The organism is uncultured Chloroflexus sp. (genome assembly GCF_938091255.1).
Lineage (GTDB): Bacteria > Chloroflexota > Chloroflexia > Chloroflexales > Chloroflexaceae > Chloroflexus.
The window spans coordinates 1-15,868 of sequence record NZ_CALLJH010000029.1 but is presented as its reverse complement, the minus strand read 5'-3'; the positions used below and the strand labels follow the sequence as shown (position 1 = coordinate 15,868).

The window sequence follows — 15,868 nt, the reverse complement described above, 5'->3', positions numbered from 1 at the left end:
GGGACGTATGAATTCGATCATTGATCCGGTGTTGGAAGGAAAGCCGCACGACCGTGCGGCTTCGCATCCACCCAAGGAATGGTTTTGCTACCTCGTGCATTCGCTCTTCTATCCACAGGCAAGAGAGGAGTTTCGTCACCTCTCCAAGCGGGTCATTCCATCGAAAGCGATGTACAGAGACCTTCTTGCATCGTTCATCAATGTTCTGCCAAACGGAGCAACTGGAGCCGCACGATAGTACGGCTCTAGCGTTGTTTGATACCCAATTCGGATAACCGAGCCGGCGTGGGGTCACCACTAACATCCCAACCATGGCGCGCATAATACTCGGCTAGCAACGAGTCGAGCGGTGGCGTATAGCCAGCGGTCGGCCCGCTGCTCAGCGGTTCGCGCAGATAACGATCGGGCAAGGTATCTTGGCTATTGCTAGCGTAGCGGCGGGTAAAGAGCCGGTCAAGCGTGACAATCCGCTCGCCAATCCGCACCAAATCGGCACCGGTAACGGCGCGCCCGGTCACTGCGCCGATCAGCGCGATCAACTCACCGGGGGTGATCTGATAGGCCATCAGGCCGAGCCGGCGGCAGAAGCCGCTGGCATCGAGCACCGCCGCAAAGCGCTCGTGCCAAATCAAGCGCAACGCTTTCCCCTCGCTCTCACGCGGGCCGCTGGCCGGCGGCGGCAACCATGCCGGCGGTTCGGCCACCAATTCTTCAAAGGCCATCGCATAGCGATAATCGCCGCCGATTGGACTGGTCGCCATTGCCAAACCAATCTCGGTGAGCGCGCGCGGATCGAGCGCCGGCATTGCCAAGCCTTTCACCTGCGGTGCAAATGCCGCCGTTCCCCAAACCGCCTCTTGCATTTCTCCGACGCCTAACGAGAGAATATCCCGCTTCTCTTGACGCTGGCTGATGCGGTCGAGGGCCGCAATCACCGCTGCGCTGTCACCCCAATTGAGCGTGCGTTGGCGCACCAAACCCTCGTCTTGGGCTTCGGTCATAAAGACAATAGCTGCCGCTGCTGCCGCCGGATCAATCCCCAATCGCAAACAGCGATCGGCAATCGCTAGCATTGCATCGGGGTCGGTAATGCCCACACGAGCGGCAAAGCCGGCGATCAGTTCGAGGCTAGGCAACGGATGGGTCTCGCCGCTTTTGGTACGCAGATCGATATAGCACGGCAATGGACACTCAGCGCAACCACGTTCGAGCCGCCCGCCACGCCGCGCGATCTCGCTGAAGGTGCGAGCAATCGCCACGCCATCAGCCGGCGCACGGGCATCGCGACTGGTTAGCGCGCCGAGTTTGATTGCTGCCGGCAACAGACCAGCGCTGCCGATAGCCCGGATCGCGTTAGCGGTCGGATGCTGCTCGCCGCGCTGCCGAATCGACTGCAAAACCGCCTGCATACGGGCAAGGTCAACTACCGGCAACGGCGCGCGGTCGCGCACCACAATCGCTTTCAGTTTCTTATCGGCCATCACTGCGCCGGTGCCAGCCGGTTCGACCAGATACAATCCCTCGGCGACGATGCTGGCATACGCGACACCGGCCTCACCGGCTGGACCAACCGCCAGCACACGCACATTACCACCCAATTCAGTGGAAAGGGTCACAGCGGTCGCCACCGTGTCACGCCCAACTAAATGGCGCGCTGAACGCAAACGCACGGTATCGCCATCGATCAGCAGATAACACCAATCAGGCGCTTCACCGCGGATAATCAACACATCGACGTTATTGCGGCGCAGTGCAGCGCCCCAATGCCCCGGCGCCCAGCCATAACCAATCCCGCCGGTGAGGGGCGAGCGCGTGCCGACGGTAAAACCGCCGGTGGCAAAACCGACGCTGCCGGCCAGTGGCCCAGCGGCAAAGATCAGCAGATTCTCCGCCGACAACGGCGGGGTATCCGGTTCCAATTGATGCCAGAGCAACCAAGCGATCGCCCCGCGCCCGCCCAAATAGTCACGTTCCACTTCATCGGGCAACAACTGGCGAGCGTGGCCGCGAGCCAAATCAACGGTAAGACTGCGCAACGGCATGCAAGTATCCTATGTGGGTGCGATTTCCGCCGTTCTATTATACCGCTCCTCGGCAACGTGTATGGTACAATGCAAAGCAGATCACTCTATCCCCGTCATTGTACCGCAGAGCCAGCTATGTCGTCATTGAAGCGCCCCCCCCGCAACCAACTCGATCAAGCGCGCGCTGCTCAGCGCCAGCAGCGCCAACAAGCCGCGATTGCAGCCCTCGCTGCACTTGATTGCTTGCGCGGTGTGCCGACGACTGAGCTGGTCACACTTTACGAACGCGGCATCTTCCGGGTGTTTCCCAGCGGCGCCACCGTAATCGGCCAACGCCGCGGCTATCGCTACCTGTTCTTTTTGCTGCGTGGGTCATTACAGTTACGGCTGCGCGATAAAGACGGGCGGGAAGTCTTGATGGGAGTGCTAGGGCAAGGTGATTGTTTTGGCGAAGGGCCGCTGTTCGGCAAATTCTTCCGTCACATGAGCGCGCTTACCCAAAGCTCGTGCTATTTGCTGCAAATTGAAATTGCCACCCTGCGCGATGAACTAGCGGCATTACCACTCTTGGCCACCGCCCTGCGCCAAGTCTATCGCCGGCGCATGGTCGAGGCTACCCTCGCCCGTATGCCTGTCCTCAGCCAGTTGCTGCCGCTTGAACGGATCGCGATCGCTACCCGCCTGCAACCGCGCCACGTGCCGCGCGGCACGTTGGTCGTCAAGCAAGGCGAACCTGCCGACTCGCTCTACCTGATCGAGAGCGGGCAGTTGGTGATCGAGCAGAGCGGGCAGACGATCGCCAGTCTGAGCGAGGGCGATCTGTTTGGCGAAATCTCGCTGCTCACTGGCGAGCCGCACCGGGCCAATGCCCGCACCCTCACCACCACCGATCTGCTCGAACTGCCCGGCGCCGACTTCTACCGCCTGATCCAACAGTATCCGGCGTTAGAAGCCGATCTGCGCGCGATGGCCGAACGGCGGCTGAAACACTCAGCCGCAGTGCGCAGCGATACCGCGCGGGCCCGTGACATTGGGTTAGCGGTCAATCGCGGTCTCCTGCGCGCCACCCATATCCTTGTGCGCGACCCCACGCGCTGCCCGCCCGGTTGCCATCTCTGTGAAACCGGCTGCGCCACCCGTCATGGTCACACCCGCCTCCACCTCAACGGGACGCCGATCGACCGGTTCGACGTGCTCGAAACCTGCCGCCAATGCAGCGTTGGCGCGGAATGCGTCGAGGCATGCCCCGAAGACGCGATCGAGCGAGTTGACACCGGCGCCCTACGGATCACCAACCGTTGCACCGGTTGCGGCGAATGCGTCACCGCTTGCCCTTACGACGCCGTGCAATCGGTGCCGCGCGCCAAACACACTACCGGCCCGCTCTGGGATCTGTTTCGCCGGCTACAACAGCGCATCCGGCCCACGATTCCCCTCACCCCCACCGGCCCTACCCACCGCGCCGACAAATGCGATCTCTGCCACGGCTACACCGACCTCGCCTGCGTGACCGCCTGCCCGATCGGCAACCTGCGGCTGGCCCCGGTCGAAGAAATCGTACCGGTGTAGCGATGTGCGAACGTTCGCCTGAGGAGATGCATGATCGTGTGTCTCTCTAGGCGAACGTTCGCTTTTTCCTCTTGACAACCGCAATTGACAGATGTATGATAAAGGCGAACGTTCGCCTTAAAAGAAACGCATCGCCTATGACAGCCACCAAAGTCACGCTCAAAGACGTAGCGGCACGCGCCGGGGTCAGCTACCAAACTGTTTCCAAGGTGCTGAACGGTGAGATGCAGGTTGCGCCTGAAACGATGGAGCGGATTCAGGCGGCGGTGCGAGAGCTTGGCTACCGGCCTAACCGCATTGCCCGCAATATGCGGGCCGGTCGCAGCTTCATGATCGGGTATTCGTGGACGCAAACCGAACCCGGTCAGGTAAATCATATTCTCGACCAATTCTTGAGCAGCATGGTGCGCGAAGCCGGCGTGGTTGGCTACTACGTGCTCCCGTTTCCCTTCCAAGAAGGCAAGGCGCAAGTCGAAACCTACCGCGATCTGATCAAAAGCGGCAATGTAGACGGCTTTGTGCTGTCGAGCGTGAATTATCACGATCCCCGGATTCAGTTTCTCTTAAAGCAGCAGTTTCCGTTTGTCGCGTTTGGTCGCTCCAACCCGGAATGGGATTTTGCGTGGGTTGATATTGATGGCGCAGCCGGCACACGGCAAGCAGTGGAATATTTGATCGGACGCGGCCATCGCCGGATCGCGATCTTGGCATGGCCCGAAGATTCGCGGGTCGGCAATGATCGCTTGCAGGGTTACCTCGATGCCATGCAAGCTGACCAACTCGCGACCGAACCGGGCTATATCCTGCGCGGTGAAGGCACCTTTGAGGTTGGCCGGGCAATGACGTTGCATTTGCTTGATCTACCCGCCGATCGCCGTCCGACTGCAATCATGGCCCTAAACGACACCATGGCAATTGGGGCGATGGCCGCGGCCCGCGAACGCGGCCTGACGATTGGAACCGATCTGGCCATCATCGGCTTCGATGATGCGCCGATGGCACAGTATCTCTTTCCGCCGCTGAGCAGTGTGCGGCAACCGATTGCCGAGGCCGGCCGCAAATGCGTCGAACTGCTGGTGGCGCTCGTTGAGGGGCGAGAACCACAACAAAGGCAAGTACTCTTGCAACCTTCCCTCATTATTCGCGCTTCGTCCTGATAGCTCACGACAATTTGCGTTCCTGATCGTCAGCCGATGATGGTCGGGTAGCCGGCTATTGTGCAACAGAAGGAGGGTAAAAAATGGTCTGAACACGTATTACTTCTCACAACTTTCGATGGTATGTTTTTACACCTAAAAAAAGGAGTACGTATGAATCGCCTATTCAAATTCCTGCTCGTCTTGACGGTGCTGACCTTGAGCCTAAGCGCTTGTGGCCAGACTGCTACCCAGTCGCAACCAACGGAACCACAGACTGTACGTGAAACGGTGACGGTCAAAGAAACAGTAACGGTCAAGGAGACGGTTGTCGTGCCGGCTGAAAAGGTGACGGTACGTCTATCGGGTTGGGCCTCAAGCCCGGCGGAAACCGCGTTGCTTGAGTCGTTGCTGTACAAGTTTTCGGTCGAAAATCCTGATATTCTGGTCAAGTACGAGCCAATTACCGGCGATTACAAGCAGGTGTTGCTCACCTCGATTGCATCCGGCACTGAGCCAGACATCTTCTACGTCGATATCTTCTGGTGGCTAGAGCTGGCTGCCAACGATGCCCTGCTCCCGCTCGACGATCTCATGAAGGCTAGTGGCGTCTCGCGCAGCGATTTCATCCCGGCGCTGATTGATGCTTTCACCTACGAGGGCAAGACCTACGGCATTCCCAAGGACTTCAACACCCTCGGTATGTTTTATAACAAGGATCTGTTTGATGCTGCCGGTCTTGCCTACCCGACTGATGACTGGACATGGGACGATTTGCGCGATGCGGCGGCGAAGCTGACCGACCTGAGCAATCCGAACCGTCCGGTCTACGGCTTCTGCACCCCGCCCGATCCGGGCCGGTTCCCGGTCTTTGTCTTCCAAAATGGTGGCACGGTTATGAATAGCGACTTTACCGACACCACCCTCGATAGTGAAGCGGCAGTGAAGGCAGCCGAGTTCTACGCTTCGTTCCGCACCAATCAGATCGGCGCGCTGCCGTCGGATCTTGGCGAAGGCTGGCAAGGCACGCTCTTCGGCAAGGGCCAGTGCGCGATGGTCTACGAAGGTGGTTGGCTCATTCCCTATCTGCGCGATCAGTTCCCCAACACCAAGTATGGCGTGGTGATGCCACCAGCCGGGCCGGGTGGCGAGGGCAACTTGATCTTTACCGTGGCATGGGGTATCTCGGCCAATACGAAGAATGCTGAAGCGGCATGGAAGGTCGTTAACTTCTTGACCAGTGAAGCGAGCCAGAAGGCAGTGCTCGAGAGCGGCTTCGCCTTGCCGTCGCGCCAAGCGTTGCAGAACAGCGATTATCTGAAGAATAACCCCAACTCGGCGGCGATCTTTAATGGCTCGTTCTTCGGTGCTAAACCCTTCTTCTGGGGTTCGGTCGGTTCAGATGTCAATGATCAGATGTCCAAGGCGCTTGAGCGGATGTTCAAAGAGAACCAGCCGGCGTCTGAGGCAATGAAGCAGGCTGCTGAGGCGATCCGCAAGGCGATGCGCTGACGTGTATGGAGTGCGGTAGTCAAGTTGCCGCACTCCATAAGCTACGCAGGTGTTGAAAAGTCCGGTAGGTCTGACACGATAGAGCGGACATGCATTGGGGAGATACCCATACCCCGCCACCGACGGAGAAGAGGCTATGCGAACGAGAACCGACCGCCGCAAATGGGTTGATGCCTTGAATGGCTATCTTTTTATCTCGCCGTGGTTGATCATTTTCATTATCTTTAGTCTGATCTCGCTAGGATACGCGGTCTACCTCTCGTTCACCGAGTACAACTTGCTCAGACCACCGCGCTGGTGGGGTCTCGAAGGGTATCAGCGCGTGCTGGAAGATGAACTCTTTATCGCGAAGGCACTGCCCAATACCTTTAAGTATGTGCTGATCGTGGTGCCGATCCAGACTTTTCTCAGTCTGGTGCTGGCTTTCGCGATGGATCAGAATCTGCGCTTTCAGCGCTTTTTTCGCACCATTTTCTACCTGCCCTCAGTGACCTCATCGGTAGTGATTTCGCTCATCTTTATCTGGCTCTTCGCGCCGCAGGGCATCTTCAACCAAATCACTGGTCTGACGGTCAACTGGCTCGACGACCCGCGCACCGCGTTTTACGTGATTATGGGTATGAACATCTTCACCACCAGTGGTACGCTCATGCTCATCTTTTTGGCCGGTTTGCAAGATATTCCGTTAGCCGTCTATGAAGCGGCTGAGATCGACGGCGCGAACGGTTTGCAGAAATTCTTCTATATCACGGTGCCGATGTTGCGTCCGGTGATCTTTTTCGTGGTGACGGTCGGCGTGATCGGGTGTTTCCAAGTCTTTGACCAGATCTTCGTCATGACCAACGGCGGCCCGCTCGATAGCACCACCACCATCACCTATCTGATCTACAAGTGGGCTTTCCGCGATACCCGCATCCAGATGGGCCAAGCCTCGGCGTTGGCGGTGATTTTGACCCTGATCATTCTGGCAGTGACGCTGTTGCAGCGGCGGGTGATTGAAGGCAGCGGTAGTGGGGCTGAGCGATAGAAAGGCACGTAACGATGGCAGTGACGACCAGTTCTCCCCAAACGCAAGTCTACGCGCGCACCGTCTTCTTTGACCGCCTGCGCAAGTATCTCTTCCTTGCCATGCTGGCCTTTTGGGCTGCGCTCTCACTGGCGCCGCTCTACTTTACGCTGGTCTTTTCGTTCAAGCCGGTGGCCGATGTCTATACACCACCGATTTGGGCGCCAATTCCGTTCACCCTTGACAACTACATCACTATTCTCGGCACGTTCCAGCTCTTCCCGCGCTGGGTGTGGAACAGCGTCTTTATTTCGGTCATCATCACGATCTTCCGTGTCCTCTTTTGCGCGATGGCCGGCTATGCCTTCGCTCGCATCGAATTTCCGCTCAAGAGCTTCTGGTTCAACCTGCTCTTGATCTCGATGATGATGCCGGGAGTGGTCACGCTTATCCCCTCGTTCCTCATCATTGGGCCGGGTTTGATTCGCGGCGGCTTGCAACTCGGTGATTTGCGCATCCCGACCGGTTTTGGCCTGATCGACAACCCGTGGGGCGTCATCCTCCCCGGTATGGCTGATGCTTTTGGCGTCTTTATGATGACCCAGTTCTACAAGTCGTTCCCTAAAGAGCTGGAAGAGGCAGCGATGATGGACGGTTCGGGCCGGTGGGGAACCTTCTTCCGCATCGTGCTGCCGATCAGCCAAACTCAGTTGATTACGCTTGCCCTGCTCACCTTCCAAGGGGCGTGGAATAACTTTATGTGGCCACTGCTGGTGCTGCGCTCACCCGAACAGTTCACACTGCCAATTGGGTTGCAGTGGTTCCGCGGTGAATACTATACGCTCTACTCGGTCATTCTGGCCGGTTCGATCTTTAATACACTGCCCATCCTGATCATCTTCTTCGTCTTCCAGCAATACTTCGTGCGTAGCATTGCCGCCACCGGTTCAAAAGAGGGGTGATCTGGGGCATTGCACTGTTGCGTTACGGCTTAACACACAGGTGAACTATGTGGATTCTTTCTGAAGACACCTTCGATCCAGCCAAACAACACCACAAAGAGACTATCTTCACCATCGGCAACGGCTATCTCTCGACCCGCGGCGCGTTCGAAGAGGGCTACCCCAACGACCGGCGAGCGACGTTTATCCACGGTGTGTTTGACGATGCTCCTATCGTCGTCACCGAGTTGGCCAACGCTCCAGATTGGCTCGCTCTCCATGTCTTACTCGACGGCGAGAAATTCTCGTTAGCGACCGGAACCATTCTCGCTTACCGGCGCGAACTCGATTTGCAGAGCGGCGTGCTGCGGCGCGAGGTGCGCTGGCAGTCGCCGCAGGGCCGGGTGGCACGACTGATCTTCACCCGCTTCGCGTCACTGGCCGACGAACACCTGCTGGCGCTGCGCTGCGAGATCATCCCTGAGTTTGACGGGCAGGTCGAGTTGCGCGCCGCTATCAACGGCCAGACCGACAATGAAGGTCTGTTGCACTGGCAGCCGCTTACGCAAGGCCAGCTCACTGATGGTACGGTCTTTTTGCGCACTCGTACCCGCAAAAGCAGGATCGAGTTGGCACTGGCAATGCGCCTACTTGGCAACGCGGCCCAGACCGCTTTTTGGGATGTCGAGAATGTACCGACGGTGCAACAGGTCTATGTCGCGCGGGCCGGCCAGCCGATCGTGGTGACGAAGTTTGTGGGGATCGCTACCTCTCGCGATACTGCTGCGCCGCTTGAGCTGGCCCATCGCCACCTCCAAGCCACCCCCGATTGGGAGAGCGCGCTGGCCGCGCAACGGCAGGTATGGGCGCGCGAGTGGGAGCGCTGCCAAATAGTAATCGAAGGTGATGACGAGGCCGATCTGGCGGTGCGCTTCAGCATCTTCCAGTTACTGATCGCCGCTCCCCGCCGCGACAACCGGGTCAACATCGGCGCCAAAACCCTCTCTGGTTTTGGCTATCGCGGCCATGCCTTCTGGGACACCGAAATCTTTATGTTGCCGCTCTTTACCTACACCGCACCGGAGATCGCGCGCAATCTGCTTGACTACCGCTACTTCACCTTGCCGGCGGCCCGCGCCAAAGCGCGCGCCGCTGGCTATGAGGGTGCGTGGTACGCTTGGGAGAGCGCTGATACCGGTGAAGAGGTAACGCCGACGTGGGTGCCGGATTTCCACGACAAAAAGAAGCTGGCCCGCGTCTGGACGGGCGATCTCGCGATTCACATCTCGGCAGATGTGGCCTACGCCGTACAGCAGTTCTGGCAAGCGACCGGTGACGATCCATGGTACATCGAGCGTGGGGCCGAAATTGTGCTCGATACGGCCAAATTCTTCGCCTCGCGAGCCGAATGGCTGGCTGAACGCGGCTGCTATGGCTACACCGATGTGATCGGCCCCGACGAATACCACGATCACGTCAATAACAACGCCTACACCAACCTACTGGCGCAATGGAACCTGCGGGCCGGCCTCGAGACGCTGGCATGGCTTGATCAGCACGCGCCGCAAAAAGCCGCCGAACTGCGACGGCAACTCGATCTGACACCAGATCGTCTGCAACATTGGCAGACGGTCGCCGAAAAGATATGCGTGAACGTTGGTGCAAACGGTCTCATTGAACAATTCGATGGCTTTTTCCAGTTAAAAGACGTCAATTTAGCCGACTATGAACCGCGCACCAAATCGATGCACGAAATCTTCGGTATTGAGGGGGCTAACGAGTATCAGGCGATCAAGCAACCCGACGTGCTCATGCTGCAATTCCTCTTGCGCGAACAGTACAGCGATAGTCAGATTCGAGTGAACTACGACTATTACACGCCTCGCACCGATCACACCTACGGCTCATCGCTCGGCCCGCCGATACAGGCGATCGTCGCCTGCCAGATGGGAGACATCGCCGAAGCCTACGAACACTTCATCCGGGCGGCGCGAGCCGACCTGCGCGACGTGCGCGGCAATGCTGGTGACGGCATTCATGCCGCTTCAGCGGGCGGGGTCTGGCAGGCGGTCGTGTTCGGTTTCGGTGGACTTCGCATCCATCCCGATGGAACGTGGGCAGTCTATCCGCGCCTGCCCAGCCACTGGCGGCGGTTGACCTACCGTTTTACCTTGCGTGGCACAACTCATACGATTACGTGCTACCCGAATGGTCACTACACGATGGGTTGATGAATGAAAAGCCGCAAAGAGGGGTAACGCAAAGCCGCAAAGGTATTGGATGGCCGGTACAAGCGTGGTGATACGAACAATGACAAACCCATAGCGCCTTTGCATCTTTGTCACCGGCCCTCACCCCCAGCCCTCTCTCCTACCTGACAGCGAGCGATGGGGAGCGGCTGGATAGCGGGAGAGGCATGGTAGAGCGGAACGCAGCAGCGCCCATCTCCCGCACCAGTAGGAGAGGGCTGGGGATGAGGATGCGATCGCGCGTACCGTCGGAATTGCGAAGAAGGAGCAACATGCCAACGATCTTTGCACCTTTGCGTTTGGCCTCCTTTGCGCCATAGATAATGAGGACGGCTTGATGTCTATCAAAGGATTCATCTTCGATCTTGATGGCGTACTGACCGACACCGCCGAATACCATTACCGGGCATGGAAACGACTCGCCGACGAACTCGGCATTCCATTTACGCGTGAAGAAAATGAAGCGCTGCGCGGAATCCCGCGCCGCGAGTCGCTATTGATGCTGCTCAAAGGGCGCATCCTCCCCGAAGCGACGCTCAACGAGCTGATGGAGCGCAAAAACGGCTACTACCTCGAATACATTCGCGAAATCTCGCCCCGCGATGTCTTACCCGGCGCACGTGAGCTGCTGAGCGATATCCGCGCCGCCGGCCTAAAAGCGGCACTCGGTTCGGCGAGCAAAAACGCGCGCGAAGTGATCGAGCGGCTCGGTATTGCCGACCTGTTCGACGCCGTTGCCGACGGCTACAGCGTCACCCGGCAGAAACCGGCACCCGACCTCTTCTTACACGCTGCCACGCTCCTCGATTTGTCACCGGCTGAATGTGTGGTGGTGGAAGATGCCACTGCCGGCGTCGAAGCTGCGCTTGCCGGTGGATTTACCGTGGTTGGGATCGGCCCGGCTGAGCGAGTGGGCAAAGCACACGTCGTGTTGCCCACCTTAGCCGGTGTCCGACTAGATGACCTACTAGCACAGGTAGCGGTGCATACGTAACGTACAGACGCAAAGGTGATAACAGACGCCAAGATCGTCACCGCAAAGCCGCGAAGACCGCCAAGCACGCAGAGGGTACGTGGAACAGGATGCGTCAGCTCCCCTAGTACCCACCCCTAGCGTCTTGGCCTCTTTGTGCCCCTCTGCGCCCTTGCGTCCCAGCATCATATCTAGCACACTGCACTTACCACCATTCTGCTGCCAAAAGGAGATAACCGAACCGCAAAGCCGCGAAGACCACCGAGCACGCAGAGGGTACGTGGAACAGGATGCGTCAGCTCCCTTAGTGCCCACCCTTGGCGTCTTGGCCTCTTTGTGCCCCTCTGCGCCCTTGCGTCCCAGCATCATATCTGGCACACTGCACGTACCACCATTCTGCTGCCAAAAGGAGATAACCGATGTCAGAACCGCTGGTACTCACACCCGAACAACCACCAACAATCCGCCGACCGGGCCTCTGGCTTGCCGGGATTGCGTTATACGTTCTGCTCGTCAGTCTTGGCGCTAGTGTTGGCGGCGAGCTAGGCATGTTTACCACCGCCAGCTTCAACGCGCTACCCTTCGTCGGATTGGCTGTGCTGGCCTATTTCGCCGGTTCGCAGTTCAACTGGGCATGGCTCGCTACCGGTCTCTGGTTGGCGCTCATGCTTAGCTTGGCATCACTCTACACCTTTGTTCTCGGTGTGATAACCCTGCTCGATCTGCCACCGGGAGGGATCGATCCCGCCCAGCCACCGGCATTCTCACCGGCCGATGCACTTAGCATCGTACTCTTAATCTTGGGTATTTTCGTTGCCATTGGCATTGGCACGCTCACCCTATTACCGCCGGTACGGCAAAGCTTAGCGCGTCTGCTGCCGATTGATCCCAATTCATTTGTCCATGCCGTCGCATTAATGGTGATTGTAAGTCTGACGCTGATGCTAATTGTGCCGCTGCTGGTGACCGGCAAACCACCATTGCTAGCGTTGGTTACTATCCTCAGCGGCAATGAGCTAAGCGATCTGAGCGCTGATGAACAGTTACGCAGCCAGATTTACGGTCTCGTATGGACGATCCCAGCGGCATTTCTGGCCGTCGGTTTTGGCATTCGCCGTGATCTGGCCGCTACACTGGAACGGCTAGGTCTAGTACGCCCGACGCTGCGCCATCTGCTCATTGGGCTGGGGATTGGGCTAGGATTGGCCGGCTTAATGTCACTCGTTCTACCCCTGATGGATACGCTGTGGCAGACGCTCGGGTGGCCGACCACTGACGAAGAAGCCTTCGGTGAACTGATGGCGTTCGCGATTAGCCCTATTGGGGCGCTGGTGATCGGCGTGACGGCCGGCCTCGGCGAAGAGCTAGGAGTACGTGGCGTCTTGCAACCGCGACTAGGCATCTGGCTCTCGAATCTCTTCTTCACCAGCTTGCACGCTTTTCAATACCACTGGGATGCGTTGCTGGTTGTCTTTGTGATCGGGATGGTGTGTGGGTTAGTCCGAAAGTATACGAACACCACCACAGCAGCCATCGTACATGGCGTGTACAACTTTGTCATGGTGATGCTCGCAGTGGTGTTTGGTCAGTAGCGACAACGCGCAGTGCGGGGTGACGTTGCCTGAACAGATCATCTGTTGCAAGCCAATTGGTCGAATCGAGCATTGCCGAGTAACAGTCACACCGCACAGCACCGAGTACATCGCGGGGAGCATAGTAAACCGCCTCACTTTTCTACCGAAGGGCAGTCCATAGACGTTGCCAATCAACAGTGTTACAATCTTCCATCCGCAGCATCGTTAACTCTTATTATCTCGACAACGCTTATGCTGGTTCTACAAACATCGTAGGCGCATGTATAATGTCATCAGCAAGGAGTATATTCCGCTTAGCCTAAAGCACTACCTACTGACGACCAAACTGATCACGCTGACTAAGCTCACCTTCGGGAGCGACTGAGGGCAGTGGCATGACGCCACCTTGATTGCGTATTTATCATATTGAGCAACCATTATGAATGACGAATCCAACCACATCCTTGCCGCAATCCTACAAGAACTCAAAACTATCACAGCGGAACTGCAACAGTTGCGAAACGAACTGAAAGCTACACCTCCTCACCAGCTTGCTCCAACGGATCCGCCCACATCGCTTAAACAAATTATTGAATCAGCTAATGAAGCTGAAGAAAAAAGCGCATTAGCGGTTTATGATTGGCTGACCGCTAAGGGAATTACGGTCAGAAATTATCGTGAACAACGGGCAGATGACGCTGTATTTGACCAACTGGCGTTGTTCCTTGGTGAACGATTTGCGACATTATCACGTATCCACGAACGTATCCGACGCAGTTTATCAACAGGAAACGGTTTCACGCTCAACCTTGCTTCCCAGAGTAAAGAAGAGATAGCAGACTCCACCCAGTTTTGTGATATGATGCATTCTTATGCATTTTTATCATCGTATAAGTACAACAAATTAACGAAGACAATCTATGCTACTCCGCAACGAGTCGGTAAAGTAATAAACTTCTTTACCGGTGGATGGTTTGAGCGATATATCTACTTAAAAATTCGCTCGTTATTGTCACAACACGGACTACCGTTCACGTGTGTCATCAACCCAAAAATCACCTTCCCAAATGGAGATGACTTTGAACTCGATTTATTCTTTCTTGTTGAAAATCAACCCCTGTGGATCGAGTGTAAAACCGGCGATTATCAAGGGTACATAGCCAAATACGCAGATATGCGCAAAAAGCTGCTCTCTATTCCAGCATCACGAGCTATTTTAGTCATCCTTGCTATTCCTAACGATTTAACAACCAATCTTACCAACTTGTACGACATAACCGTAGCCAACGAAACCAATGTTTTTGAAAAGATAGCTACAGCCGTTGGCATAGCGATCGACCCACCGCATCAGCAGAGCATCGTACCGCCTGTGGCCGTCAGCGTCTCCAGCCCAGTATCTGCCTTACTCAACAAAGCCGGCTTACGCCCCGTGCCAGAACACCGACCGCGAGTGATAAACGAGTTGATTACGATCGTGAAATCGCTTGATCAACCGACGACTATGGCCCACATAAAAGCCGTTTTAGCCGAAAGAGTAGGTGCATCGAAGAGCCAACTGCAAGACATGCTCAATGCAATCCTGCGCAGCGGCTGTCTGCGTGACGATAACGGACAACCTGTGTTGTCGTTTACCACTCCCTTTACCAATCTCATCTCTGACGATCCATCGGTCATTGAGCGTAAATGTCTCGAAAGCTATATGCGAGCGGTCTTGCTTGCCAACCCGACATACTTTCAAGATCTAAACAATGTGAGCGAATTTGAACGTGTGGTTGGGTGTAACATCTCAACAACGAAGAGATTAGATGAAACGTTTTTGAATATAGATTTAGAGTAATTTATTTATGTTATAAATATTGTCATATGAATAGAAAACAATGGTCTCTTTTAGCTTGAGGAGAAAGTTATGACATTAATAATCAAGACCGTAACACCTCTGTGGACAGGTGGCGTGCAGACGGGTAAGATAGACCGCATCCACGAGACCGGCATCCTCGGCTCGCTGCGTTGGTGGTATGAGACCGTCGTGCGCGGGCTGGGCGGCAACGTGTGTGACCCCAGCAAGGGCGAATGCCGTTTTGACAGTGAGAAATACGCAAAGAGCAATGCCACCGATGAACGTCAGCGCTTGCGCGACGCCGGCTTATGCGATGTTTGTCAACTCTTCGGCGCCACCGGCTGGCGACGGCGGTTTCGGCTCATGATTTTCGATAGCACGCAGTCGGATGCTTCAGTCAGCGCTAGGGTAACAGCAAACAGGACATACACTATAAACAATCATCTACAGACGCCAACGTGGTACTTTCCTAACAACCAAAATGACAAACCTCGATCGGGAAACTTCACCCTCCACATCCAACCGCTTGATCCAACACTCAAACCCGAAATCCTCGCCGGCCTGATCCAATTCATCGCCGACTGGGCAGCCATCGGCGCACGACCGCAGATGGGGTTTGGGGTAATCGAGTTGGAAAAGCGAGTTAAGACGCAACCGTTCTATAATCACGTGGTCTCGCTGGCCGGCAACGCAACGTATCCCGATTTGCCCTCGCTACAAAATATCTTCTTTGCGCGCATTTCACCCAAGAATGGCGGAACGTTTAGCGTGCAAGACACCTTCAACCTCAAATACGACTTGCGTCGCTTGTTTGCGAATAACCAGCAGGTGCGCCATTTCATTATGGGTACGGTCAAAGACCAGCGCATCGCCGCTAAGGTCAAGATGTCGCGACCTTACAATAACGGTCAAGAGATGCGAGTATGGGGATGGATACCTGAACAGGCAGATGTGTATCAGAATAATTGGAATCGGAATGGGGTTGTACAAACCATTTACAATCATCTGCAGCAGCATTATGACCTGAAGGTCTGGCGCGAGATGAAT

The 15,868-nt window shown here is 56.3% G+C and carries 12 protein-coding genes; 11 read left to right on the top strand and 1 reads right to left on the bottom strand.

The genetic code is table 11. The features are described 5' to 3' along the window. Positions 1 to 7 precede the first annotated feature (7 nt). A complete protein-coding gene (locus Q1A00_RS10980; RefSeq protein WP_298403829.1) occupies positions 8 to 238 on the top strand; it encodes a hypothetical protein in 231 nt (76 codons plus the stop codon). Positions 239 to 245: 7 nt separating this feature from the next. Here the strand turns inward: Q1A00_RS10980 and Q1A00_RS10975 are convergent, their stop codons facing one another. Next, positions 246 to 2,042, bottom strand: a complete 1,797-nt coding sequence (locus tag Q1A00_RS10975) for an aldehyde ferredoxin oxidoreductase C-terminal domain-containing protein (protein WP_298403832.1) — start codon at positions 2,040 to 2,042, stop codon at positions 246 to 248. A 117-nt stretch (positions 2,043 to 2,159) separates the two neighbouring features. Between Q1A00_RS10975 and Q1A00_RS10970 the strand changes: the two genes are divergently transcribed. The 10 genes from Q1A00_RS10970 to cmr1 all read left to right on the top strand — a co-directional run. Next, a complete protein-coding gene (locus Q1A00_RS10970) occupies positions 2,160 to 3,593 on the top strand; it encodes a cyclic nucleotide-binding domain-containing protein (protein WP_298403835.1) in 1,434 nt (477 codons plus the stop codon). Between the two features lie 137 nt (positions 3,594 to 3,730). Next, positions 3,731 to 4,750 (top strand): LacI family DNA-binding transcriptional regulator, encoded by a 1,020-nt coding sequence (locus Q1A00_RS10965; RefSeq protein ID WP_298403838.1) that lies wholly within the window; start codon positions 3,731 to 3,733, stop codon positions 4,748 to 4,750. A gap of 153 nt (positions 4,751 to 4,903) precedes the next feature. Continuing rightward, positions 4,904 to 6,241, top strand: a complete 1,338-nt coding sequence (locus tag Q1A00_RS10960; RefSeq protein ID WP_298403841.1) for an ABC transporter substrate-binding protein — start codon at positions 4,904 to 4,906, stop codon at positions 6,239 to 6,241. 136 nt (positions 6,242 to 6,377) lie between these two features. Beyond that, positions 6,378 to 7,268 carry a carbohydrate ABC transporter permease gene (locus Q1A00_RS10955; RefSeq protein WP_298403843.1) on the top strand — a complete coding sequence of 297 codons (891 nt, stop codon included), beginning with the start codon at positions 6,378 to 6,380 and terminating at the stop codon, positions 7,266 to 7,268. 14 nt (positions 7,269 to 7,282) lie between these two features. Beyond that, on the top strand, positions 7,283 to 8,209 hold the full coding sequence (locus tag Q1A00_RS10950; RefSeq protein WP_298483088.1) for a carbohydrate ABC transporter permease: 927 nt from the start codon (positions 7,283 to 7,285) through the stop codon (positions 8,207 to 8,209). Positions 8,210 to 8,256: 47 nt separating this feature from the next. Beyond that, positions 8,257 to 10,419 carry a glycoside hydrolase family 65 protein gene (locus Q1A00_RS10945; protein ID WP_298403847.1) on the top strand — a complete coding sequence of 721 codons (2,163 nt, stop codon included), beginning with the start codon at positions 8,257 to 8,259 and terminating at the stop codon, positions 10,417 to 10,419. Between the two features lie 355 nt (positions 10,420 to 10,774). Then, the gene (gene pgmB, locus Q1A00_RS10940) at positions 10,775 to 11,431 is read left to right on the top strand and encodes a beta-phosphoglucomutase (protein WP_298403849.1); all 657 of its coding nucleotides are present in this window, start codon (positions 10,775 to 10,777) and stop codon (positions 11,429 to 11,431) included. Positions 11,432 to 11,829: 398 nt separating this feature from the next. Beyond that, positions 11,830 to 13,002: a CPBP family intramembrane glutamic endopeptidase gene (locus tag Q1A00_RS10935; protein WP_299756758.1), complete on the top strand. Its 1,173-nt coding sequence runs from the start codon at positions 11,830 to 11,832 to the stop codon at positions 13,000 to 13,002. Between the two features lie 421 nt (positions 13,003 to 13,423). Continuing rightward, complete coding sequence (locus Q1A00_RS10930) at positions 13,424 to 14,821, top strand: hypothetical protein (RefSeq protein WP_299756755.1); 1,398 nt, start codon at positions 13,424 to 13,426, stop codon at positions 14,819 to 14,821. A gap of 69 nt (positions 14,822 to 14,890) precedes the next feature. Beyond that, positions 14,891 to 15,868 (top strand): type III-B CRISPR module RAMP protein Cmr1 (gene cmr1 / locus Q1A00_RS10925; protein WP_299756752.1); only part of this gene is annotated, 978 nt, incomplete at its 3' end.

Bases quoted from the DNA above. Each gene is read 5' to 3' on its own strand.
- Q1A00_RS10980 (WP_298403829.1), top strand. From the start codon at position 8: ATGAATTCGATCATTGATCCGGTGTTGGAAGGAAAGCCGCACGACCGT.
- Q1A00_RS10975 (WP_298403832.1), bottom strand. From the start codon at position 2,042: ATGCCGTTGCGCAGTCTTACCGTTGATTTGGCTCGCGGCCACGCTCGC.
- Q1A00_RS10970 (WP_298403835.1), top strand. From the start codon at position 2,160: ATGTCGTCATTGAAGCGCCCCCCCCGCAACCAACTCGATCAAGCGCGC.
- Q1A00_RS10965 (WP_298403838.1), top strand. From the start codon at position 3,731: ATGACAGCCACCAAAGTCACGCTCAAAGACGTAGCGGCACGCGCCGGG.
- Q1A00_RS10960 (WP_298403841.1), top strand. From the start codon at position 4,904: ATGAATCGCCTATTCAAATTCCTGCTCGTCTTGACGGTGCTGACCTTG.
- Q1A00_RS10955 (WP_298403843.1), top strand. From the start codon at position 6,378: ATGCGAACGAGAACCGACCGCCGCAAATGGGTTGATGCCTTGAATGGC.
- Q1A00_RS10950 (WP_298483088.1), top strand. From the start codon at position 7,283: ATGGCAGTGACGACCAGTTCTCCCCAAACGCAAGTCTACGCGCGCACC.
- Q1A00_RS10945 (WP_298403847.1), top strand. From the start codon at position 8,257: ATGTGGATTCTTTCTGAAGACACCTTCGATCCAGCCAAACAACACCAC.
- pgmB (WP_298403849.1), top strand. From the start codon at position 10,775: ATGTCTATCAAAGGATTCATCTTCGATCTTGATGGCGTACTGACCGAC.
- Q1A00_RS10935 (WP_299756758.1), top strand. From the start codon at position 11,830: ATGTCAGAACCGCTGGTACTCACACCCGAACAACCACCAACAATCCGC.
- Q1A00_RS10930 (WP_299756755.1), top strand. From the start codon at position 13,424: ATGAATGACGAATCCAACCACATCCTTGCCGCAATCCTACAAGAACTC.